Here is a 21,480-nt window from a genome sequence, read left to right as displayed (position 1 = left end):
CTGCGGCGTCATTCCCGGGGCGGCAGCCGGTGCAGCTGTACGTCCGTCAGCTCACCCTCCGCCACAGTCGCCGTCATGTAGGTGCAGTGGGGCTGGCGGCGGCGGTCGGTCGGGGAGCCGGGGTTGAGGAGGCGCAGGCCGGTCTCCGTCGTGGTGTCCCAGGGGATGTGGCTGTGGCCGAAGACCAGGACGTCGAGGTCGGGGAAGCGTGCGGCGCAGCGCTGCTCGCGGCCCTGGGCGGCGCCGGTCTCGTGGACGACTCCGAAGCGCAGGCCGCCCAGGTCGGCGCGGGCGATCTCGGGGAGGCGGGCGCGCAGTACCGGGCCGTCGTTGTTGCCGTACACGCCGAGGACCCGGTGGGAGCGGTCCTCCAGCAGGTCGAGGGTGGCGGTGTCCACCCAGTCGCCCGCGTGGATGACCACGTCGGCGAGCGGGAGTTCGGCCATGAGCCGCGCGGGCAGCTCCTTGGCGCGCCGGGGGAGGTGGGTGTCGGACATCAGGAGCAGACGCACACCCTCAGGGTGTCACCCCAGGACCGTCTCGCAGGTGTCACTCCAGCAGGACGTCGCTCCACACCTGCTTTCCCCCGCTCACCGGTACCGTCCCCCAGGCCGCCGACATGGCCTCCACGAGGAAGATGCCGCGGCCGCCGGTGGCCTCCCAGCCGAGGTTGGTGGGCTTGATCGGTGTACGCGGCGAGTTGTCGGCGACCGAGATCCGCAGCCGGTGGTTGATCAGGGTGAGGTCGAGTCTGACCTGGCCGTTGGTGTGCACGAGAGCGTTGGTGACGAGTTCGGAGACGACGAGAAGCACGGCGTCCAGGCCCTCGCTCACGCCCCAGGCCCGCATGACGCGCTTGGTGTAGCGGCGGGCGTGCCGGACCGCCTCGGGGACGCGCCAGACGGTCCAGCTCTCACGGCGCGGGCGGACCGCCATGCCGTCGTAGCGCATCAGGAGGAGGGCCACGTCGTCGCTGCGGTTGGCGCCCGCGAGCAGTGCGTCGGCCACGAGTCCGAGGTGGGCGGGGTCGGAGGCGGCCAGCTTCTCGGCGAGCCGGTTCAGGCCGTCCTCGATGTCGACCTCCACGGACTCGACCAGACCGTCCGTGGTCAGCGCCATGATCGTGCCGGGCTGGATCCGCAGGGGGCTCATGGGGAAGTCGGCCTGGGTGACGACACCGAGCGGTGGCCCGCCTTCCGACTCGGGGATCTCCGTGCGGCCGTCCGGGTGGCGCAGCACCGGCGGCAGATGTCCGGCGCGGACGTACCAGGCGGAACCCTCCTCCATGTCGACGTCGACGTAGCAGCAGGTGGCGAAGAGGTCGGTCTCCAGGTCCATGAGGAGACGGTTGGCGTGCGAGACCACCACGTCCGGGGGGTGGCCTTCGATGGCGTACGCGCGCAGGGCGGTGCGCATCTGGCCCATGAGGGTCGCGGCCGAGGCGTTGTGTCCCTGGACGTCGCCGATGACGAGGGCGACGTGGTTGTCGGGCAGCGGGATCACGTCGTACCAGTCGCCGCCGACCTCCAGACCGGCGGTGGTCGGCAGATAGCGGGCGACGGCGACCCCGCCGGGCAGCTGGGGCAGGCGGCGCGGGAGCAGGGTGCGCTGGAGCATGCCGATGAGTTCGTGTTCGGCGTCGAAGGCGTGGGCGCGCACCAGGGCCTGGCCCGCGAGGCCCGCGGCGGCGGTCAGCAGGGCTCGCTCTTCGGGACCGAAGTCGTGCGGGGCGTCCCAGCCGATCAGACAGGCGCCGGCCATGTGTCCGCCGGCGGGCAGCGGCAGGATGGCGAGGCCGCCGGGGCCGACCTCGGCGAGCGCGGGTTCCAGGGGCGCCCCGGCGCGCCAGATGACGGGGCGCCCCTCGCTGAGGGCCGCGGCGAGCGTCGGCATGGAGCGGACGGGCGCGTCCGGCCACTCCGAGCGCCATTCGGTGCGCCACAGCTCGGGCCAGGACTCGGGCTCGGGCGGGTCGAGGACGGTGACGACGAGACGGTCGCCCTCCAGTTCGGCGAGGGCGATCCGGTCGGCCTGGAGGGGCTTGCGCAGGGCGGTGACCACGGCGCTGCCGACGTCACGGACGGTGCCCGCGGTGGCGAGGGCCGTGTCGAGCCGCTGCACGCGGGCCACGTCGTTGACCCCGGAGCGCAGCTTCGAGGCGTCGGAGACCGTGCCCACCAGCCGCGCGGGGCGGCCCTCGCCGCCGGGCAGCAGGCGGGCCCGGAGCCGCAGCCACTTCTGTCCGCCGGAGGGCCCCAGAATCCGGAACTCCAGCTCGCGGTCCCCGAGGGACATGGGGTCCGGTTCCACCGCGGACATCAGCGAGGGCAGGTCCTCCGGCACCGTCATCGACAGCAGCGTCTCCACCTTGCCGTCGAATTCGTCCGCGCCGAGGCCGAACAGGTCCAGAATCTCGTCGCCGACCTCGACGTGCCCGGTGTCCATGGCGAGGCTGAACGAGCCGGCGTGCAGTTCCTCGGTGCCCTCCGCCGTGGCGGGCGGCGGGCAGACGACGGCCTCGGCGAGCAGGCCCAGGCACTCCCGGTCGTCGGAGCCGAAGCCGTCCGGGTTCTCGGTGACGGCGACCAGGCAGCCGTCGTCCCGCAGCGGCAGCACGGCCAGTGAGAAGTCCTGGGACGGCAGCCGCCGGGCGTCGGCGCAGCGGCCGAGCTCCTCCGGCCCCAGCCAGAGGGGCCGTCCCGAGCGGTGGGCGTCCACCGCGGGGGACCCGCCGGAGAGCGGATAGCTGTCGCGCAGCCCGTACAGCGTCCTCGGCACCCCGGCGTACTCGGCCAGGTGCAGCTCGTCGCCGCTCTCGCTCGGTGAGTACACCGCGGCGAAGGCCGCGCCGGTGAAGACGAGCACCTGTTCCAGGACGCGGCGCAGCCGCTCGCGCGGGTCCCGTTCCGTGGTGAGCGTCTTGAGGGCAAGTTCGGCACGCAGCGATCTCTTTCCGCGTCCCGCTGCGCCCTCACTGACCACGTCCGCAATTACAGCGCTTCCGGGACGCTCGCGCAGCCCCTGCGACCGTTCCGGGGCCGTCGGGCCTGCGCCGGAGCCCAGCCTCTCGAACGAAGCCGAACATGACTTTACGCATGCGTTCCGCACGGTGATCTCGTGACAGGTGTGACTGTCCGCGCCTCTGGCGGGCTGGAAGGCTCGGAATCACAGGGCCGAGAGGGAATGGCATGGACAAGCGGTACGAGGTGTACGCGCTGGCGGACCGGTACTTCTACGATTCGCCGGACCGGCCGGGCACGGGTGAGCGCGGTGCCCCGCCCTCGTACCCGACGGCGCTGCGTGAGGTGCCCCGGGGATGGCGTGCGGCGCGGATCGGTGACTGGCTGACGCTGACGCCGGTCGACGACGACGGCACGCCGCGCTCCGGGCCCTCCCAGGGCTGGAAGGTCCACGCCTCCGCCACCCGGGAGAACGCGGACCGGATCGCCCGGATGGTGTGGGACTTCTGCGTGCCGCGGCTGATCCCGTTCAAGTTCGTGCCGGGCCCGCATCTGCTGCACCTGCGGAACACCAAGTACGCGGCCCGCGACACCAGCGGGAAGTTCGTCACGGTCTACCCGGCGGACGAGGAGCAGCTGCACCTCGTGCTGCGTGAGCTGGGCGGGCTCCTTGACGGTTTCGAGGGGCCGTACATCCTCACCGATCTGCGCTGGAACGACGGGCCGCTGTACGTCCGCTACGGCGCGTTCGCGCGCTCCTTCGTGGTCGACGAGCGCGGCTCGCTGGTCCCCGCGGTCCGGGACGGCGAGGGGCAGCTGGTGCCGGACCGGCGGCAGCCCTCCTTCCAGGTACCGGAGTGGGTGACGCTGCCCGCCTTTCTCGCGCCGCACCTCGCGGCGCGCAACACGACGACGGTGGGCGAGCTGCCGTACCGCATCGAGAAGGCGCTGCACTTCTCCAACGGCGGCGGGGTGTACGCCGGCACCGACACCCGTGACGGTCGCAAGGTCGTCCTCAAGGAGGGGCGGCCGCACGCGGGGCTCGCCGCGGACGGGGCCGACGCGGTCGCCCGCCTCGAACGCGAGAAGGACGCGCTGGAGCGGGTGGCGGGGCTGGGTGTGGTGCCCGGGGTACGGGACTGGTTCACACTCGGCGACCATCGCTTCCTCGTCATGGACTTCCTGGAGGGGCGGCCGCTCAACGCCTTCTTCGCCGAGCGGCATCCGCTGCTCACCCCGGAACCGGCCCCGGACGCCGTCGCCTCGTACACCGCGTGGGCGCTGCGCATCCACCGCGCGGTCGAGAAGGCCGTCGAGGCGGTGCACGCGCGCGGGATCGTCTTCAACGACCTGCATGTCTTCAACATCATGGTCGCGCCCGACGGGGAGTCGGTGTCCCTGCTCGACTTCGAGGCCGCGGCGCCGATCGAGGAGAACGGCCGTCAGGTGGTCGCCCATCCGGGCTTCTTCGCGCCGCCGGACCGGACGGGCCCGGCCGTCGACCGGTACGCGCTGGCGTGTCTGCGGCTCGCGCTGTTCATGCCGGTCACCACCTTGTTCGTGGTCGACCGCCAGAAGGCCGCCCATCTGGCGGAGGTCATCGCCGGGCAGTTCCCGGACATACCCGGGGAGTTCCTGGCGGCCGCGGTCGCCGAGATCACGCGGGACGGCGGCGGCCGGCGTGCGTCGGCCCCCGAGGACGGAGCGGTCGGCACGCCCCTGCCGTCCGCCGTCCCTCGCGGGTCGGCCTCGTCGCGCTTCGCCACGCTCCCCGCCCCCGGCGACTGGCCGTACAGCCGCGACTCGATGGTCAAGGCGATCCTGGCCTCGGCGACACCGGAGCGCGACGACCGGCTCTTCCCCGGCGACATCGCCCAGTTCTCCGACGGCGGCGGGCTCGGGCTCGCGCACGGGGCCGCGGGCGTGCTGTACGCGCTGGCCGCGACCGGGGCGGGGCGCCACGAGGAGGGCGAGCGCTGGCTGCTCGACCACACCGACCCGGCGCCGGTCGGCACGCCGCTGGGCCTGTACGACGGGCTCGCGGGCGTCGCCTACGTCCTCGACCTGCTCGGGCACCGGCAACGGGCCCTCGATCTGATCGACTCCATCCTCAAGGAGCGGTGGCAGAAGCTCTCCTCCGATCTCCACGGCGGGATCGCCGGGTTCGGCCTGGTCCTCGGTCAGCTGGCCCGCACCACCGGCGAACCGGAGCTCGCCGAACGCGCCGCGGAGGCCGCCCAGCTGCTCCTGGACCGGCTCTCCGAACCCGGCCCCGCCACACCCCGGCAACGCGCCGGCCTGCTGCGCGGCGCGAGCGGGCCCGCGCTCTTCCTGCTGCGCCAGTACGAGGCCACGGGCGCACCCGAGCTCCTCGACGCCGCCGCGCGGGCGCTGCGCCGGGACCTGGACCGCTGTGTCGTCCAGAAGGGCGGCGGTCTGGAGGTCGACGAGGGCTGGCGCACGCTGCCGTACCTCGGTGACGGCAGTGCCGGGCTGGGGATGGTCGTCGACGACTGGCTCGCCCACGGCGGGCGCGGCGCCGAGGAGTTCGAACGGGCGCGCGCCGGCATCCTGACCGCCGCGACCTCGCGCTTCTACGCACAGCCCGGGCTCTTCCAGGGCCGCGCCGGAATGATCCTGCACCTCAGCCGCACCGGCGCGCCGGGCGCCACCGAGGAGCGGCTCGCCGAGCAGGTCGCCGGGCTCGGCTGGTTCGCGATGTCCTACCAGGGGCAACTCGCCTTCCCCGGGCACCAGATGATGCGGCTCTCCATGGACCTGGGCACCGGAACGGCAGGGTGCCTGCTCGCGCTCGGCGCGGCCCTCGACAGCGAGGTCCCGGCTCATCTGCCCTTCCTGCCGCCGCTCAAGACGGCGGCCCCCACACGCGGCTCCGCAACCTGACGGAGTCGTGACGCAACACCCCGTCCCCAATCAAGGGAAAGGACACGAGATGGCACTTCTCGACCTGCAGACGATGGAGTCCGACGAGCTGACGGGCGGCGGCGGCGCGAGCACCCTGAGCCTGCTCTCCTGCGTCTCCGCCGCGAGCGTTCTGCTCTGTCTCTGACAGCACGGCGCGGGTACGGCTCCGGGCGGTTCCCTCCCTTCACGGGAGGGGCCGCCCGGGGTCCGTCCGGCGCGAGGCACCCGGGATGCGAGACCTCCACCCCATGACGACACCCGCCGAAAGCCCCCTGCCCGCCGACACCTCCGTGCCGCTCCTGCGCGCGGCCGTCCGCCACAGTGGCCTGCGCTGTCTGGCCCTCGGCGGGGCGGCCACGGCCGCGACGGGAGCGAACCTGCTGCTGCCGGCCGCAATGGGCCGGGCCCTCGACCTGCTGCTGACGGATCCCGGTGGGGCACGGGCCACGCGCTGGGTGCTGGGCTGCACCGGTCTGGTGCTGCTGCTCGCCGTGCTCGACGCGTGGGAGACCGTGCTCGGCGCCACCACGGACGCCCGGACCACCGCGTGGCTGCGCGACCGGCTGGTGGGGCATGTGCTCGCCGTCGGGCCGCGGGCCGTTCGCCGGTTCGGGCCGGGCGAGCTCGTGGCCCGGCTGGTCGGCAACGCCGCGCAGGCCGGAACCGCGCCCGCCGCGGTCGCCGCGCTGCTCGCCGCGTTCGCCGCACCGGTCGGCGCGATGGTGGCGCTCTGGCTCGTCGATCCATGGCTGGCGGCCGTGTTCCTCGGCGGCGCGCCGGTGCTCATGCTGCTGCTGCGGGCCCTCGCCCGCGACTCCTCCCAGTGCGTGGCGCGGTACCAGGAGGTGCAGGGCAGGATCGCGAGCGGTCTGGCGGAGGCAATCGGCGGGTTCCGTACGATCGCGGCCGGCGGGACCGCCGACAGGGAGGCGGCGCGGATCCTGCGGCCGCTGCCCGAACTCTCCCGCGCGGGCCACCAAATGTGGCGGGTCCAGGGGCGTGCCGCCGCGCAGGCGGTCGCCGTGGCGCCGCTTCTGCAGATCGGGGTGCTGGCCGTGGCGGGCGTCCTGCTCGTCCACCACCGGCTGACCGTCGGCGAGTTGCTCGCGGCGTCCCGGTACGCGGTGCTCGCGACCGGCGTGGGTGTCCTGGTCGGCCGGCTCTCCGGGCTGGTCCGGGCGCGGGCGGCGGCCCGGCGGCTCGGTGAAGTGCTGGACGAGCCGCCGACCGCGTACGGAACACGCCGACTGCCGTACGGGCAGGGGCGGTTGGAGCTGCGCGGGGTGACCGTGCGGCGGGGCGGGCGCACTGTGCTCGACGGAGTCGACCTGGTCGTGCCGGGCGGCACCACGCTCGCCGTGGTCGGGCGCTCGGGGTCCGGGAAGTCGCTGCTCGCGGCGCTCGCGGGCCGCCTGGCGGACCCGGACGACGGCGATGTCCTGCTCGACGGGACACCCCTGCGCGAGCTGGACCGGAGCGAGCTGCGCCGTGCGGTCGGGTACGCCTTCGAACGGCCCGCCCTGCTCGGCGACACCATCGGGGACACCATCGGCTTCGGTGTCGCCGCCCCGGACCCCGACCGCATCACGGAAGCCGCCCGCACGGCCCACGCCGACACCTTCGTCCGCCGGCTGCCCCGGGGATACGCCACCCCCGTCGCCGACGCTCCCCTCTCCGGCGGTGAGGCCCAACGCCTCGGTCTCGCCCGGGCGTTCGCCCACGGCGGCCGGCTGCTGATCCTCGACGACGCCCTGTCGAGCCTCGACACCGTCACCGAACACCACATCACCGAAGTGCTCTTCCGCAGCGCCACCAGAAGCAGCCGGCTGATCGTCGCCCACCGGGTGTCCACGGCGGCGCGGGCGGACGCGGTGGTGTGGCTGGAGGGCGGGCGGGTGCGGGCGCGGGGCTCACATGCGGAGCTGTGGCAACTGGCCGGCTACCGGGGCGTGTTCGGGGCGGGCGATGCGCGCGGGCTCGGAGGCGGCTCATGACGGTGTACCGGTACGGGCTGCGGTTCCTGCGCGACCGGTGGCGCGTGGTCGTACGACTGATCGCCTGGTCGGTGCTGGAGACGGGGCAGACCTTCCTCATGGGGTACGCCCTGGCGCGGGCCCTGGACGACGGGTTCCTGGCCGGACGGACGGGCGCCGGGCTCGGCTGGCTGGGTATGGGCGCGCTCGCGGTGTGCGTCGGGGCGTTCGGGACGGGGCGGGTGTACGGGGCCGTCGCCGCGCTCGTCGAGCCGTTGCGGGACGCTCTGGTGCGGCGCGTGGTCGCCCGCGGGGTGCGGGAGGGGGACGGCGCCGCGTTGTCCGGGCTCACCCAGCAGGTGGAGATCGCCCGGGACACCTTCGCCGGCGTGGTGATGGTGTCGCGCTCGTTCCTGTTCACCGCGGCGGGCGCCCTGATCGGCTTGTTCTCGCTCGACCCGCTGCTCCTGGTCGTGGTCGCGCCGCCGCTCGCGGCCGGGGTGGCCCTCTTCGCCGTGACACTGCGGCCGCTGGCCCGCAGGCAGGAGGTGTTCCTCGTCGCGGACGAGGCCATCGCGGACCGACTGGGCACCGTCTGCCCGGGGTTGCGGGACATCACGGCGGGTGGCGCGGAGGCGCGGGTCGCCGCCGACGCGGGCGTGCGCATCGATGCCGAGCTGGGCGCGGCGCGGTCCCTGGCGCGCTGGGGGATCCTGCGGGTGGCGTCCCTCGCCGTCGGCGGGCAGCTCCCCCTCGTCCTCCTGCTCGCCACGGCTCCCTGGCTCCTGGACCACGGCGTGAGCGCGGGAGCGCTGGTCGGCGCCCTCGCCTACGTCACCCAGTCCCTCCTCCCGGCCCTCCAGAACCTGGTCCACGGCCTGGGCACGAGCGGCTCCCGCCTCGCGGTGGTGCTGCGCCGGCTCGCTCCGGATCCGACGGACCCCGCCGTCGCACAGGACCCGGAGACGACGCCTCGCCTCGCGGCCGTCCCGCGCCCGATCACCCCGGCCCCGCCCCCGGAGGAGGCGGACCCCGCCGCCGTACAGCGGCCGGAGGCGCCGTCGGCCGACCCCGCACCCGAAGCCGCCGCCTCCCCGCCGCCCGGCGCGCCCCCCGCCCTGTCCCTCAGCGCCGTCACCTTCGCCTACGGCCCCGCCAGCGCCCCGGTCATCGACAACCTGGACCTGCGGCTCCCCCAAGGCACCCACCTGGCCGTCGTCGGTCCGAGCGGGATCGGCAAGTCGACGCTCGCGGGACTCGTCGCGGGGCTCCTGGAGCCGGGGAACGGCACGATCCGGGTGTGCGGACACCGGGTGCCCGGGAGCGGGGCCGCCGCGCACCGGGTCCTCATCCCGCAGGAGGCGTACGTCTTCACGGGGACGCTCGCCGAGAACCTGGGCCAGTCGCGGCCGGATCCCGTGCCGGAGGCGGAGCTGCTGGCGGCGGCGGATGCGGTCGGGCTCGCCGGGCTGCTGGAGAGGCTGGGTGGTCCGACAGCCGAGGTGGATCCGGGGGCGCTGTCCGCCGGTGAGCGCCAACTGATCGCGCTGACCAGGGCGTATCTCTCGTATGCGCCGCTCGTGCTGCTCGACGAGGCGACCTGTCACCTGGATCCCGCCGCGGAGGCACGCGCGGAGCGCGCCTTCGCCGCGCGCCCCGGCGGCACGCTGGTCGTCGTCGCCCATCGGATCAGCTCGGCGCGGCGTGCCGGGAAGGTGCTGGTGATGGACGGACAGCGTGTCGACCTCGGGGATCACGAGGCCTTGCTGGCGCGGTCCTCGCTCTACCGGGACCTGGTCGGCACCTGGTCGCGGGCGGGCTCAGAGCCACCCCTCCCCCTGCGAGATCCGGATGGCGTCGATGCGGTTGCGGGCGCCGGTCTTCCGCGTGATGGCCGCCATGTAGTTGCGTACGGTCCCGTGGGACAGATGGAGACTGCCGGCGATCTCCGCGACGGAGGCGCCCTCGGCGGCGAGGGTTAACACGCTCAGCTCGCGCCGGGTCAGCGGCATCTCGGCGGCCTTGAGGAAACCGAAGCCGAGCGAGTCGTCGACGAAACGTTCCCCCTCGGCGACCCGGCGGATCCCGAACACCAGCCGCTCCGGCGAGCCCTCCTTGTCGACGTAGCCGAGCGCGCCGGCTTCCGCGGCCCGCCTCAGCAATCCGGGCCTGTTCGCACCGGCAAGCACGAGAAGCCGTGGCGGCGGGGGGCCGGCGCCGCGGCCGCACAGGTCGGCGAGCGGCGGGATGCCGTAGGAGTCGGTGCACTCCAGGTCCGCCGCGCACACGTCCGGCCGTAACGACCGGACGCGGCCCGGTGCGCTGCGCCACGGGGTGTCGTACACCTCGAGGTCCGGCTCGCGGCGCAGCCACTCCGCCAGCACCAGTCGCACCAGACACGCGTCGTGCACGAGTAGTACACGGATCACGTCGGCTCCTCCAGGTCCCCGTTCGGCGGCGCCCTCGTCCTGAGCGCGTGCCCATTGTTGGCGCCTGCGACCGTTCATGGGCGCGAAGAACCGGCCAACAGGGTGCGCGGGGGCGCACGGGGAGCGCCCGTGCGCCGCGTCGCGCTTCAGCCCTAGGGACATGCCTACGCGCCACCGGGGTAGAAGCGGCGCCCCCACCGGAACGGCCTTCCCGCACCGCTCGCCGTGCGGGAAGAGCCGCCAAGAGGGAGCCTTGATCCCTGGAAGCTGTCGCACGGCCCTGCGAGGAGGTGGTCGGCGTGTCCGGCTGGCAGGGGTCCGAGCAGGCGCCGGCGGCCACCGCGGCGCCGGTCGGACGGCCGCTGCTGTCGCTGTCGCTCGCCGCGATGCTGGACGACGTGCATGCCCACTCCGGCGCGGTGTATCTGCTGGCGCCCCGCGAGCCGGTGCTGGAGATGGCGGTGATGGCGGGCCTGCCCAGGGCCTTCGCCGCGCCCTGGGAGCGGGTGGGGCTGAGCGCGCCCATCCCGGTCGCCGAGGCGGTACGGGAGCGCCGGCTGGTCTGGGTCAGCGGCGAGGAGGAGATGGCCCTGCGCTATCCACGCATCGCCGTGGTGCTCCCCTATTCCTTCGCACTGGCCGCGCTCCCCGTGGCGACCGCGAACAAGGCGTACGGCGCCGTCTATGTCACCTGGCCCGGCTCGCATCCGCCGGAGCTCTCCGACCGGGAACGCGACCACCTCACCGCCGCCTGCGACCGGCTCGCGCTGCGCCTGGAGCGGGCCGCCGAGGAGCGGCGTCCGGTCCACCCCGAGCCGGACCTGCTGGCACCGTCCGCCGCGGCGACCATGACCGGCGCGCTCGGCACGCTGGAGGCCTCGCGGATGGTGGCCCGGCTGCCCTACGGACTGTGCGCGCTGGATCTGCACGGCCGGGTCAGCTTCGCCAACCCGGCGACGGCCGAGCTGCTCGGCATTCCGGTCAGCGGGCTGCTGGGCGCCCAGCTGTGGGCGTCCGTGCCCTGGCTCAACGACCCCGTCTACGAGGACCGTTACCGTGCCGCGCTGCTCAGCCAGCACGTCACGTCGTTCGTGGCGCTGCGGCCGCCCGGTGAATGGCTGTCGTTTCGCATGTATCCCAGTACGAACGGGCTGAGTGTGCGCATCTCACGGGCCCGGGCGGTGGCCGAGATGACCCGTGCCGGACCGCAGCAGGACGACGGCACCCCGAGCCTGGTGACCATCTCCCATGTGCTGAGTCTGGCGAGCGCCCTCACGGAGGCGGCGGGCGTGCAGGACGTGGTGCAGCTGGTCGCGGACGAGATCGCGCCCGCTGTCGGCAGCCAGGCCCTGGTGGTCCTCGGCACACAGGCCGGGCGCCTGCATGTGCTCGGGCATCGGGGGTACCGGGACGCGCAGGTCGTGGAGCGCTTCGACGGGATGCCGCTCAGCGAACAGACCCCGGGGACCCATGCGCTGACCTCCGGGGTTCCCGCCTTCTTCGACTCGCGTGAGCAGCTGGAGCGCCTCTACCCGTCGCGGGACGCGACACCCGACGGCATGGCCGCGTGGGCGTATCTGCCGCTCATCGCGTCCGGACGTCCGGTGGGCACCTGTGTCCTCGCCTACGAGCAGCCGCGTCCCTTCCCGGCGGACGAGCGTGCCGTACTGACGAGTCTGAGCGGTCTGATCGCGCAGGCGCTGGAGCGTGCCCTCCTCTATGACGCCAAGTTCCAGCTGGCGCACGGTCTGCAGGCCGCGCTGCTGCCCCACTCGCTGCCGCCGCTGCCCATGATCGAGGCCGCCGCACGCTATCTGCCGGCCACTCAGGGCATGGACATCGGCGGGGACTTCTACGACCTGGTGCTCTCGCACGGCCTGGCCTCGGCGGTGATCGGGGATGTGCAGGGGCACAACGTGACGGCGGCGGGGCTGATGGGGCAGCTGCGCACCGCCGTGCGGGCGTACACGACCGTCGGGCAGGCGCCGGAGGAGGTCATGCGGAGCACCAACCAGCTGCTGATCGACCTGGGCACCGACCTCTTCGCGAGCTGTCTGTACATGCGCCTCGACCCGGAACGCGAGGTGGCCGTCATGGCGCGCGCGGGCCACCCGCCGCCCCTGCTGCTGCGGCCGGACGGCAAGGTACGGGTGCTCGACCTGGCCGGTGGGCCACTGCTCGGGATCGACGCGTCGGCCACGTATCCGACGACCGAGGTGCCGTTCGCCCCCGGGTCCGTGCTCGCCCTCTACACCGACGGTCTGATCGAGTCGCCCGGCGTCGACATCGAGGACGCCCTGGCCGACCTCGGCCGACAGCTGGCCGAGACCGGCGACCAGCCCCTGGACGCGCTCGCCGACAGCCTCGTCAAGGGCGGCGAGAAGGCGACGCGGGAGCGGCTCGACGATGTCGCACTGCTCCTGCTGCGGGCGCGGGCTCAGGACTGAGCCCGGGCGCGTGGCCACGAGTGCCTTGTCCGCGGATCCGGCCGGTGGAGTGGGCCCCGTGTACGCCGGGTGATCCGGCCCTCCCGCCGGAGGGCCGGACCCTTCCACCTCCGGCCGGGACGGCTGTTCCGCGGCCGGGTCAGTGGCTCTTCGTCACCGGCGTCAGGGGTTGGAGGACACCAGGCCCGAGCCGTCGTCCATGCCGGTGGCGGACTGGTCGCCCGTCTGATCGCCCGTCTGGTCGGCCCCGCCTGCCTGGTCGCCGGCGCCCGCCGCGTCACTGGCACTGGCGCTCGGGTCCACCGCTCCACCGGCGTCACCGGCGCCCGCCGCGTCGCCGGCACTCGCGCTCGGGTCGACCGCGCCACCGGCGCCGGCGTCGCCCGCGCCGAGCGTCGCGCCGACCGCTTGCAGCGCGGTCGTGACGGGCTGGAAGAACGTCTCGCCACCGACGGTGCAGTCGCCGCTGCCGCCGGAGGTCAGGCCGATCGCGCTGCCGTCCTGGGTGAACAAGGAGCCGCCGCTGTCGCCCGGTTCGGCGCAGACGTCGGTCTGGATGAGGCCGGTGACCGTGCCCTCCGGGTAGTTCACGGTGGCGTCGAGTCCGGTGACGTTGCCGTCGTTCAGTCCGGTGGTGCTGCCCATACGGAAGACCTGCTGGCCCACGGCGGCGTCGGCGGCCTGGTTGATCGTGACGGTCTGGCCGTTGCCGACGTTGACCACGCTGTTGGTCTGCGTGTTCGGGTCGTCGTACTTGACGAGGGCGAAGTCGCCGTTGCCGGGGAAGGTGGCCTGGTCGACGGTGGCGATCGGGGCGCCGTCCTGCGCGTCCGACCACTGGGCCGCCGCGACACCGCAGTGGCCCGCGGTGAGGAACGCGGGGCTGCCGTCGCCGGCGGTGACGTTGAAGCCGAGGGAGCAGCGGGCACCGCCGCCGAAGATGGCGTCGCCGCCGTCGACGAACGTCTTGAAGGTGCCCGCGGACTTCTTGAGGGTCGCCACGCCCGAGCCGAGGCTCTTGACGGTCGACTCCACCGTGTCCCACTTGGTGCCCGTGACGGTGGAGTCGGCGGTCACGCGGATCTCGTTGGTCTTCGGGTCGACGGACCACGCCGTGCCCGGAACCGTCGCGTCCGTCTTCAGCGTCTTGGCGGCGGCCTGGAGTGTGGAGGTGCTGTTCTGCACCTGGTTGGCGACGGCGCCGGCCTTCTCGATCTGGTTGACGACGTTGCTGTTGTCGCCGACGACATTGATGACGAGCTGCTGCTTCGACGCGTCGTAGTACGAACCGGCGAAGGCGTCACCCAACTGGGAGGCGAGCTGCGAGGCGACGTCCGCGACATCGGTCGCCTTGAACGTCTTCGGGGTGGCGTCGTCAGAATTCGTCTGTGACGCGTTGGCATTGGGCAGCAGAAGTGCCGCCGCTCCGAGCGCCGCCACGCTTCCTGCCGCGAGGGCGGCCTTGCGCTTGGGTATCCGCTTGTGACTCAACTTCTGACCTCCTGGGGACGGGGTCGATGCCGCCGTCCGGCAGCTGACTTGGGGGGCGCCTGGATGCCTGTTGATACGCGTGAGCCACGTGGGTTGTTCAACTCCCTTTAAGAAAGGCAGGAGTTACGTCGGCGAAAGGCATGGATTACGAGGCAATCACGCCTTTCCGCCGAGCGACCGGGGAACAATGCCTCGTATGACACTGAATCTCGCCGAAGCCGACAAGATCCTCGCCGACCACTTCGCCCCCTGGGTGCTCGACCTCGGCCTGTCCGTGGCGGAGTTGGACGAGCGCCGCGCGGTCCTGCGGCTGCCGTGGTCCGAGCGCCTCTCCCGGGAGGGCGGTTCGCTGTCGGGCCAGGCCCTGATGGCCGCCGCGGACACGGCGACCGTGATCGCGGTGTCGGCGGCGCGCGGCGCCTTCGTGCCCATGACCACGGTCCAGCAGTCCACCACCTTCCAGCGCGCGGTGACGGGCGCCGATGTGCTGATCGAGGCCGTCCTCACCAAGCTGGGCCGCCGCATGGCCTTCGCGGACATCACGATGACCGCCGAGGGCTCGGAGGAGATCGCGGCGCGGGCGAGCACGGTGTACGCGCTCCTGGGCTGAGCGGCACGGACCGCTACCGATCGGTAACGGTCCGTCTTCAATCAGGAGCGGAATCCCGGCTTCAGCGAATCTGCACATCGAATACTCAACCAAGTCACCGTGTGCGAGGGATCTGCACAGTCGTGCGCCCCCCTCCGCACCCCCTCCGCGCCATTGAGGCGGGACTGTCCCATTCGATCCCCGGGCGGCGAGAGCCCGCACGAAACGACGTCGTGGAGCATGTGAAGAAGTCGCCGTCGAGACGTGTGCACGTCATCACGGTTGACCGGCCCGCGTCCTCAAGTGCCCAGGTGAGAGCCCTGGTTGATTGGATGCGCGCCATCCGGGCGTGCTTTGATCCGTTGCACCGCGGGGGTCGCACCAAGGTTCCCCGAAACGGGTGCCGCACGCTCGCGGTGGCGGCCGTCGTCTGTCCCCAGAAGGGGGCCGCTCTCCCCCTTATGAATTTCTTTAGGAAGGGAAGTTCCATCATGAACTCCACCCCCCGTGTTGAGACCGCCGAGATCTCGGACGCCGACCTCGACAACGTCTCCGGCGGCCTGTCGCTGAACGCCGTTGGCACCGTCACCGGCCTGGTCGACAGCGTTGCCCCCGTCTCCGGCCTCGTGGGCACGGTCGTCGGCACCGTCGAGGGCGTGACCGGCCTCAACACCTCCCCGGTCACCGGCCTGGTTGCCGGTCTCTGATCGCGTTTCATGCCGTTGAGTCCCGGAACCGCTTCCCGGTTCCGGGACTCTCGGGTGCCGTAAATCTCTCGAACAGGTGAGGGAAATCCCGTGCAGTTCCGCCAACAGGCCCTCGCCAAGCTGCAGTCGCCCGAAGAGCTCGACCTTCCGGTGCGCTTCGCCCGCCCCCAGGGCTGGCTCGTGCTGTCCGTGACGGTCGTCGTCATGGCGGCCGCCTCCGTGTGGGCCGTGACGGGCACGGTCGCGTCCACGGTCAGCGCACCCGCCATCCTCACGCACGGGGAGGGCAGTTACGTGTTGCAGAGCCCCGTCGCCGGGCAGGTCACCGAGGTCGTCGCCAAGGAGGGCGAACGGCTCGCCGCGAACGCCCCCGTACTGAAGGTCCGTACGGCGCAGGGCGAAACGGCCGTCGTCCGCACGGTCGCCGCGGGTCGCGTCACGGCACTCGCCGCCACCATCGGCGCGATCATCCAGACCGGCGCGAACGTCGCCGCTGTGGAGAAGGTCGCCCACGCCGGCGATCCCTTGTACGCGACCGTGTACGTCCCCGCCGAGAGCGCCTCCACGATTCCCGCGAACGCCACCGTCGACCTCACCGTCCAGTCGGTGCCGACGCAGCAGTACGGCGTGTTGCGCGGCCATGTGAAGGCGGTCGACCTGACGGTGCAGAGCCAGCAGCAGATCGCTTCCTTCCTCGGTGACAGCCAGTTGGGCGAGCAGTTCACCAAGAAGGGCAGGCCGGTGGCCGTCCTGGTCCGTCTCGACCGTTCGTCCGGCACGAAGAGCGGCCTCAAATGGTCCTCGGCGGACGGGCCGCCGTTCGCGCTCTCCTCCATGACCCTGGCCACGGGTTCGATCCGCCTGGCCGATCAGCGCCCGATGGATTGGCTCCTGCCGTGACCACCACGCAAGACACCCGGGGCAGACGCCGCGCCGCCGCGCCCAAGCGCACGGTCCCCAAGGGCAGCCGGAAGTCCGTCCGCACCCCCACCGTGCTCCAGATGGAGGCCGTCGAATGCGGCGCGGCCTCCCTCGCCATGGTGCTCGGCCACTACGGCCGCCACATCCCGCTCGAAGAACTGCGCATCGCCTGCGGTGTCTCGCGGGACGGCTCGCGCGCCAGCAACCTGCTGAAGGCGGCGCGCAGTTACGGCCTGACGGCCAAGGGCATGCAGATGGACACGGTCGCGCTCGCCGAGGTGAGGGCGCCCGCGATCCTGTTCTGGGAGTTCAACCACTATGTCGTCTACGACGGCATGGGGCGCCGCTTCGGCAGGCGCGGCGTGCACATCAACGACCCCGGCAAGGGGCGTCGTTTCGTGCCCATGGAGGACTTCGACACCAGCTTCACCGGCGTCGTCCTCGTCATGGAGCCGGGGCCGGACTTCCGCAAGGGCGGCCGCAAGCCCGGCGTCCTGGGCGCCATGCCGGCCCGGTTGCGCGGCACGTCGGGCACGATGCCCGCCGCCGTGCTGGCGAGTCTGCTGCTGGTGGCGGTCGGTGCGGCGCTGCCCGCGCTCAGCCGGACGTACATCGACCAGTATCTGATCGGCGGTCAGTCCTCGCTGCTCGGCGTGCTGTTCGCGTCGATGGGCGCCTCCGTGCTGCTCACGGTGGTGCTGACCTGGTTGCAGCAGGCGAATCTGCTGCGCGGCCGCATCATCTCCTCCACGCTCAGCAGCGCCCGCTTCCTGCGCCATCTGCTGCGGCTGCCGGTCACGTTCTTCTCGCAGCGCAGCCCGGCCGACCTGGTGCAGCGGCTCCAGTCGAACGACGCGGTCGCCGAGACCCTGGCCCGCGATCTCGCGGCGGCCGGTGTGGACGCGATCGTGGTGGTGCTCTACGCGGTGCTGCTCTACACCTACGACCCGCAGCTCACCGCCGTGGGCATCGGCGTCGCCCTGCTCAACGTGGTGGCCATGCGGGTGGTGATCCGGCTGCGCGCGACCCGCACGGCGAAGCTGCGCGCGGACACCGCCCGGCTCACCAACACGGCGTATTCCGGGCTCCAGTTGATCGAGACGATGAAGGCGACCGGCGGCGAGGACGGCTATTTCCGCAAGTGGGCCGGGCAGCACGCCACCACGCTGGAGGAACAGCAGCGCCTCGGCGTGCCGAGCGCCTGGCTGGGCGTGGTCGCGCCGACGCTCGCGACGCTCAACTCCGCGCTGATCCTGTGGATCGGCGGTCTGCGGGCTGTGGAGGGCCATATCTCGGTGGGTCTGCTGGTCGCCTTCCAGGCCCTCGTCACCCGCTTCACCGCGCCGATCACCCGCCTCAACGGTGTCGCGGGCCGCATCCAGGACTTCGCGGCCGACGTGGCCCGTCTCAAGGACGTCGAGAACTTCCAGGCGGATCCGCTCTACGCCCGCTCCGGCACCGGCGACTCCACCCGCCGCCTCCAGGGCCATGTCGAGCTGGAGAACATCACGTTCGGCTACAGCCCGCTCGACAAGCCGCTGCTCACCGGCTTCTCCCTGACGGTCGGCCCCGGCCAGCAGGTCGCGCTGGTCGGCGGCTCCGGAAGCGGCAAGTCGACGGTGTCCAGGCTCATTTCGGGGCTGTACGCCCCGTGGGAGGGCACGATCCGTATCGACGGGCAGCGTCTGGAGGACATCCCGCGCGGCGCGCTCGCGGCCTCCGTGTCCTTCGTCGACCAGGACGTGTTCCTCTTCGAGGGAACGGTCCGCGACAACATCGCGCTGTGGGACCCGTCGATCCCGGACGACGCCGTGGTGGCGGCGCTGCAGGACGCCGCGCTGTACGACGTCGTCATGCGCCGCCCCGGCGGCATCCACAGCCGGGTCGAGCAGGACGGCCGCAACTTCTCCGGCGGTCAGCGGCAACGCCTGGAGATCGCACGGGCGTTGGTGCGCAGGCCGAGCATCCTGGTCCTCGACGAGGTGACCAGCGCGCTGGACGCGGAGACCGAGCAGACCGTCATCGACAACCTGCGCAAGCGCGGCTGCGCCTGCGTGGTGATCGCGCACCGGCTCAGCACCGTGCGCGACAGCGACGAGATCGTCGTACTGCAGCACGGCACGATCGTGGAGCGCGGGCGGCACGACACCCTGGTGACGGCCGGCGGCCCGTACGCCGAGCTGGTCAAGGAGCGATGAGATGACCACGGTTCACGAGGGCGTACGCGACGGAGACGTGGTCCTCGGCGCGCTCGGCGGCATGGGCACGGCGATCGACTGCTCCGGGCTCAACCGCCTCGACCTGGAAGGTCCGCAGGTGCTGTGGCTGGTCGCCGCGGGCGCCATGGACCTGTTCGCGGTCGACGCCGTCCAGCAGGGCCACTGGCACCACCTCGGCCGCCTCGAAGCGGGCTCGCTGCTCCTCGGTCCGGTCGCGGGCCCCCAGCACACCCTCGTCGGACGGCCGTTGCGCGACTGCGTGGTGCACCGGATCGTGCTGCGCGAGCTGTACCAGCCGGTCAACACGGAGACCTGGTCGTACGACGAGTACGGCAACCCCCAGTACGTGCCGCCGACGTCGAGCCCGCTGGAGTACGCCCTCGCCCTCGGCGTCGGCCGCAGCCTCTCCATCCTCTTCCAGGCGCCGATGGCCACGGAGAACGCCGCCGCGCTCACGGACGACGACGTGTTCTGGATGCAGGTGCCGCCCGGCAGTGTCCAGTACGGCTCCCTGTACGGCGCCGAAGCCGCGGCCGACCTGCTGATGGACTCCGGTGTCTGGCAGAGCATGGTCGACCAGCAGTACCGCCTCCTGACCACACTCGATCGCTGGATCGAGCAGTTGGAGGCCAGCCACGAGGACCGTACGGCGGCGGGCATCAAGGCCGGCGAGGCCGTCCGCGCCCAAGCCGACCGGACCCTGCTCGCCTCCATCGGCAAGTCGTCGGCGAAGCGTCCGACCGCTGCCGACGCGGACGCCACGTACGCGGCCTGCAAGCTGGTGGCCGCCGCTTGCGGGATCACCCTCGCCGAGTCCGCGCAGAGCGGCACGGAGAGCGACCGGCTCGACCCGGTCGAGCGGATCGCGCTCGCCTCGCGCGTCCGCACCCGTGCCGTACGGCTCGACGGGCGCTGGTGGCGCGACAACATCGGTCCGCTGATCGGTCACCGGGCCGTGTCCGGCGCGCCGGTGGCGCTGCTGTGGCGGCGCGGCGGATATGTGGCCGTACAGCCGTCCTCCGGGCGGGAGACGCCGGTCGAGAAGGCCAACGCGGCGGAGTTCGAGCCGCGGGCCGTGATGTTCTACCGTCCACTGCCCGAGCGGAAGCTGAGCCCGCTGCGGCTGCTGCGGTTCTGCCTCCAGGGCACCGGCGGCGATCTGCGCAACCTCGCGATCAGCGGTCTCGTCACGGTCGCGATCGGCGCGCTGGTGCCGATCGCGACTGGCAAGGTGCTCGGCGAGTACGTGCCGAAGGCCCAGCACGGGCTCATCGTGCAGGTCTGTCTCGCCCTCATGGTCACCAGCGTCGTGTCGGCGGCGTTCATGCTGCTGGAGAACCTCACGATGCTGCGCATGGAGGGGCGCATCGAGGCCACGCTCCAGCCGGCCGTGTGGGACCGGCTGCTCAGGCTGCCCACAAAGTTCTTCACCTCGCGCTCGACCGGTGAACTCGCCAGTGCCGCCATGGGCATCAGCGCGATCCGCCGGCTCCTCGCGGGTGTCGGCCCGACGGTCGCGCAGGCGGGCACGGTCGGCGCGATGAACCTGGGGCTGCTGCTCTGGTACAGCGTGCCGATGGCGCTGGCCGCGATCGGCATGCTCGTCGTCATCGCGGCGGTGTTCCTGGGGCTCGGTCTGTGGCAGGTGCGCTGGCAGCGGCGGCTGGTCGTACTCAGCAACAAGCTGAACAACCAGGCGTTCCAGACCCTGCGCGGTCTGCCCAAGCTGCGTGTCGCGGCGGCCGAGAACTACGCGTACGCGGCCTGGGCCGGCGAGTTCGCGCGCAGCCGTGAGCTCCAGCAGAAGGTCGGCCGGATCAAGAACCTCACCACGGTGATGGGCGCGGTGTATCTGCCGCTGTGCTCGCTGCTGATGTTCATGCTGCTCGCGGGCCCGGCGCGCGGCTCGCTGTCGGCCGCCGCCTTCCTCACCTTCAACACCTCGGTGACGATGCTGCTGACCTCGGTCACCCAGATCACGGGAGCGGCCGTCTCGGCGGCCGCCGCGCTGCCGATGTTCGAGGAGATCAGGCCAGTGCTCGACGCGACCCCCGAGGTCCGCACGGCGAGCACCCGTCCGGGTCTCCTCTCCGGGAGCATCGAGGCCCGAAGGCTCTCCTTCCGGTACGCCGACGACGGCCCGCTCGTCCTCGACGACGTGTCGTTCGACATCGGGCCGGGCGAGTTCGTGGCGATCGTCGGCCCCAGCGGGTGCGGCAAGTCCACGCTGCTGCGGCTGCTGATCGGCTTCGACAAGCCCGTCTCGGGCAGTGTGCTGTACGACGGCCAGGATCTGGCGGCCCTCGACCAGTCCGCCGTACGCCGTCAGTGCGGTGTCGTGCTCCAGCACGCCCAGCCGTTCACCGGATCGATCCTGGACTGCATCTGCGGCACCGAGCCGTTCACGCCGGAGGAGGCGATGGCGGCGGCCGAGATGGCCGGCCTCGCCGAGGACATCAAGCGGATGCCGATGGGGCTGCACACGATCGTCTCCGGCAGCGGCGCGATCTCCGGCGGTCAGCGCCAGCGTCTGATGATCGCCCAGGCGCTGATCCGCCGCCCTCGCATCCTCTTCTTCGACGAGGCGACCAGCGCCCTGGACAACGAGACGCAGCGCACGGTCATCGAGAGCACCCGGGCGCTCAACGCCACGCGGATCGTGATCGCCCACCGCCTGTCCACGGTGATGGACGCGGACCGCGTGATCGTGATGGAGGACGGCCGGGTCGCCCAGCAGGGACCGCCCGCGACGCTGCTGGCGGACACGGGCGGGCGGCTGCACGAGCTGGTGCGGCGGCAGATGCGGTAGGCGTCCGGCC

13 protein-coding genes and 1 pseudogene are annotated in these 21,480 nt (G+C 72.4%); 10 read left to right on the top strand and 4 right to left on the bottom strand.

The features are described 5' to 3' along the window. Positions 1-8: 8 nt before the first annotated feature. Together OG975_RS44200 and OG975_RS44195 are read right to left on the bottom strand one after the other, a co-directional pair. Entirely contained in the window at positions 9-512 is a 504-nt protein-coding gene (locus OG975_RS44200) for a metallophosphoesterase family protein (RefSeq protein ID WP_406335348.1), read from the bottom strand. Positions 513-549: 37 nt separating this feature from the next. Continuing rightward, on the bottom strand, positions 550-2,982 hold the full coding sequence (locus tag OG975_RS44195; RefSeq protein ID WP_406335347.1) for a SpoIIE family protein phosphatase: 2,433 nt from the start codon (positions 2,980-2,982) through the stop codon (positions 550-552). A 206-nt stretch (positions 2,983-3,188) separates the two neighbouring features. On the opposite strand from OG975_RS44195, the gene lanKC reads away from it, so the two are divergent. The 4 genes from lanKC (at position 3,189) to OG975_RS44175 (ending at position 9,840) form a co-directional block, all read left to right on the top strand. Further along, positions 3,189-5,864 carry a class III lanthionine synthetase LanKC gene (lanKC, locus tag OG975_RS44190; RefSeq protein ID WP_406335346.1) on the top strand — a complete coding sequence of 892 codons (2,676 nt, stop codon included), beginning with the start codon at positions 3,189-3,191 and terminating at the stop codon, positions 5,862-5,864. A 49-nt stretch (positions 5,865-5,913) separates the two neighbouring features. Continuing rightward, complete coding sequence (locus OG975_RS44185) at positions 5,914-6,030, top strand: SapB/AmfS family lanthipeptide (protein ID WP_264925528.1); 117 nt, start codon at positions 5,914-5,916, stop codon at positions 6,028-6,030. A gap of 103 nt (positions 6,031-6,133) precedes the next feature. Further along, positions 6,134-7,879: an ABC transporter ATP-binding protein gene (locus tag OG975_RS44180; protein ID WP_406335345.1), complete on the top strand. Its 1,746-nt coding sequence runs from the start codon at positions 6,134-6,136 to the stop codon at positions 7,877-7,879. After that, positions 7,876-9,840 (top strand): ATP-binding cassette domain-containing protein, encoded by a 1,965-nt coding sequence (locus tag OG975_RS44175; protein WP_406335343.1) that lies wholly within the window; start codon positions 7,876-7,878, stop codon positions 9,838-9,840. Before OG975_RS44180 ends, OG975_RS44175 begins: the two co-directional genes overlap by 4 nt. On the opposite strand, the pseudogene OG975_RS44170 reads toward OG975_RS44175, so the two are convergent. Beyond that, a pseudogene (locus OG975_RS44170) lies at positions 9,763-10,365 on the bottom strand (LuxR C-terminal-related transcriptional regulator); the annotation flags it as partial. The gene OG975_RS44175 and the pseudogene OG975_RS44170 overlap by 78 nt on opposite strands. Positions 10,366-10,577: 212 nt before the next feature. Between OG975_RS44170 and OG975_RS44165 the strand changes: the two are divergent. Further along, positions 10,578-12,734: a SpoIIE family protein phosphatase gene (locus OG975_RS44165; RefSeq protein ID WP_406335342.1), complete on the top strand. Its 2,157-nt coding sequence runs from the start codon at positions 10,578-10,580 to the stop codon at positions 12,732-12,734. 162 nt (positions 12,735-12,896) lie between these two features. Here the strand turns inward: OG975_RS44165 and OG975_RS44160 are convergent, their stop codons facing one another. After that, a complete protein-coding gene (locus OG975_RS44160; protein ID WP_406335341.1) occupies positions 12,897-14,225 on the bottom strand; it encodes a S1 family peptidase in 1,329 nt (442 codons plus the stop codon). A gap of 196 nt (positions 14,226-14,421) precedes the next feature. On the opposite strand from OG975_RS44160, the gene OG975_RS44155 reads away from it, so the two are divergent. The 5 genes from OG975_RS44155 to OG975_RS44135 all read left to right on the top strand — a co-directional run bounded on the left by OG975_RS44155 (position 14,422) and on the right by OG975_RS44135 (position 21,470). Continuing rightward, the gene (locus tag OG975_RS44155) at positions 14,422-14,835 is read left to right on the top strand and encodes a PaaI family thioesterase (RefSeq protein ID WP_406335340.1); all 414 of its coding nucleotides are present in this window, start codon (positions 14,422-14,424) and stop codon (positions 14,833-14,835) included. A 470-nt stretch (positions 14,836-15,305) separates the two neighbouring features. Beyond that, positions 15,306-15,521 carry a type A2 lantipeptide gene (locus OG975_RS44150; RefSeq protein ID WP_406335339.1) on the top strand — a complete coding sequence of 72 codons (216 nt, stop codon included), beginning with the start codon at positions 15,306-15,308 and terminating at the stop codon, positions 15,519-15,521. A gap of 90 nt (positions 15,522-15,611) precedes the next feature. Further along, on the top strand, positions 15,612-16,421 hold the full coding sequence (locus tag OG975_RS44145; protein ID WP_406335337.1) for an HlyD family efflux transporter periplasmic adaptor subunit: 810 nt from the start codon (positions 15,612-15,614) through the stop codon (positions 16,419-16,421). Further along, positions 16,418-18,640 carry an NHLP family bacteriocin export ABC transporter peptidase/permease/ATPase subunit gene (locus tag OG975_RS44140; RefSeq protein WP_406335336.1) on the top strand — a complete coding sequence of 741 codons (2,223 nt, stop codon included), beginning with the start codon at positions 16,418-16,420 and terminating at the stop codon, positions 18,638-18,640. The genes OG975_RS44145 and OG975_RS44140 overlap by 4 nt, the downstream gene beginning before the upstream one ends. Position 18,641: 1 nt before the next feature. Further along, a complete protein-coding gene (locus OG975_RS44135; RefSeq protein ID WP_406335335.1) occupies positions 18,642-21,470 on the top strand; it encodes an NHLP bacteriocin export ABC transporter permease/ATPase subunit in 2,829 nt (942 codons plus the stop codon). Positions 21,471-21,480 lie beyond the last annotated feature (10 nt).

The sequence above is a fragment of the Streptomyces sp. NBC_00203 genome (assembly GCF_045206325.1).
Taxonomy (GTDB): Bacteria; Actinomycetota; Actinomycetes; order Streptomycetales; family Streptomycetaceae; genus Streptomyces; species Streptomyces lutosisoli.
The sequence above is the reverse complement of the archived record's forward strand: the minus strand, read 5'-3'. Positions and strand labels throughout refer to the sequence as shown.

Coding starts and splice junctions, on each gene's coding strand:
- lanKC (WP_406335346.1), top strand. CDS start 3,189: ATGGACAAGCGGTACGAGGTGTACGCGCTGGCGGACCGGTACTTCTAC.
- OG975_RS44150 (WP_406335339.1), top strand. CDS start 15,306: ATGAACTCCACCCCCCGTGTTGAGACCGCCGAGATCTCGGACGCCGAC.
- OG975_RS44180 (WP_406335345.1), top strand. CDS start 6,134: ATGACGACACCCGCCGAAAGCCCCCTGCCCGCCGACACCTCCGTGCCG.
- OG975_RS44155 (WP_406335340.1), top strand. CDS start 14,422: ATGACACTGAATCTCGCCGAAGCCGACAAGATCCTCGCCGACCACTTC.
- OG975_RS44175 (WP_406335343.1), top strand. CDS start 7,876: ATGACGGTGTACCGGTACGGGCTGCGGTTCCTGCGCGACCGGTGGCGC.
- OG975_RS44185 (WP_264925528.1), top strand. CDS start 5,914: ATGGCACTTCTCGACCTGCAGACGATGGAGTCCGACGAGCTGACGGGC.
- OG975_RS44135 (WP_406335335.1), top strand. CDS start 18,642: ATGACCACGGTTCACGAGGGCGTACGCGACGGAGACGTGGTCCTCGGC.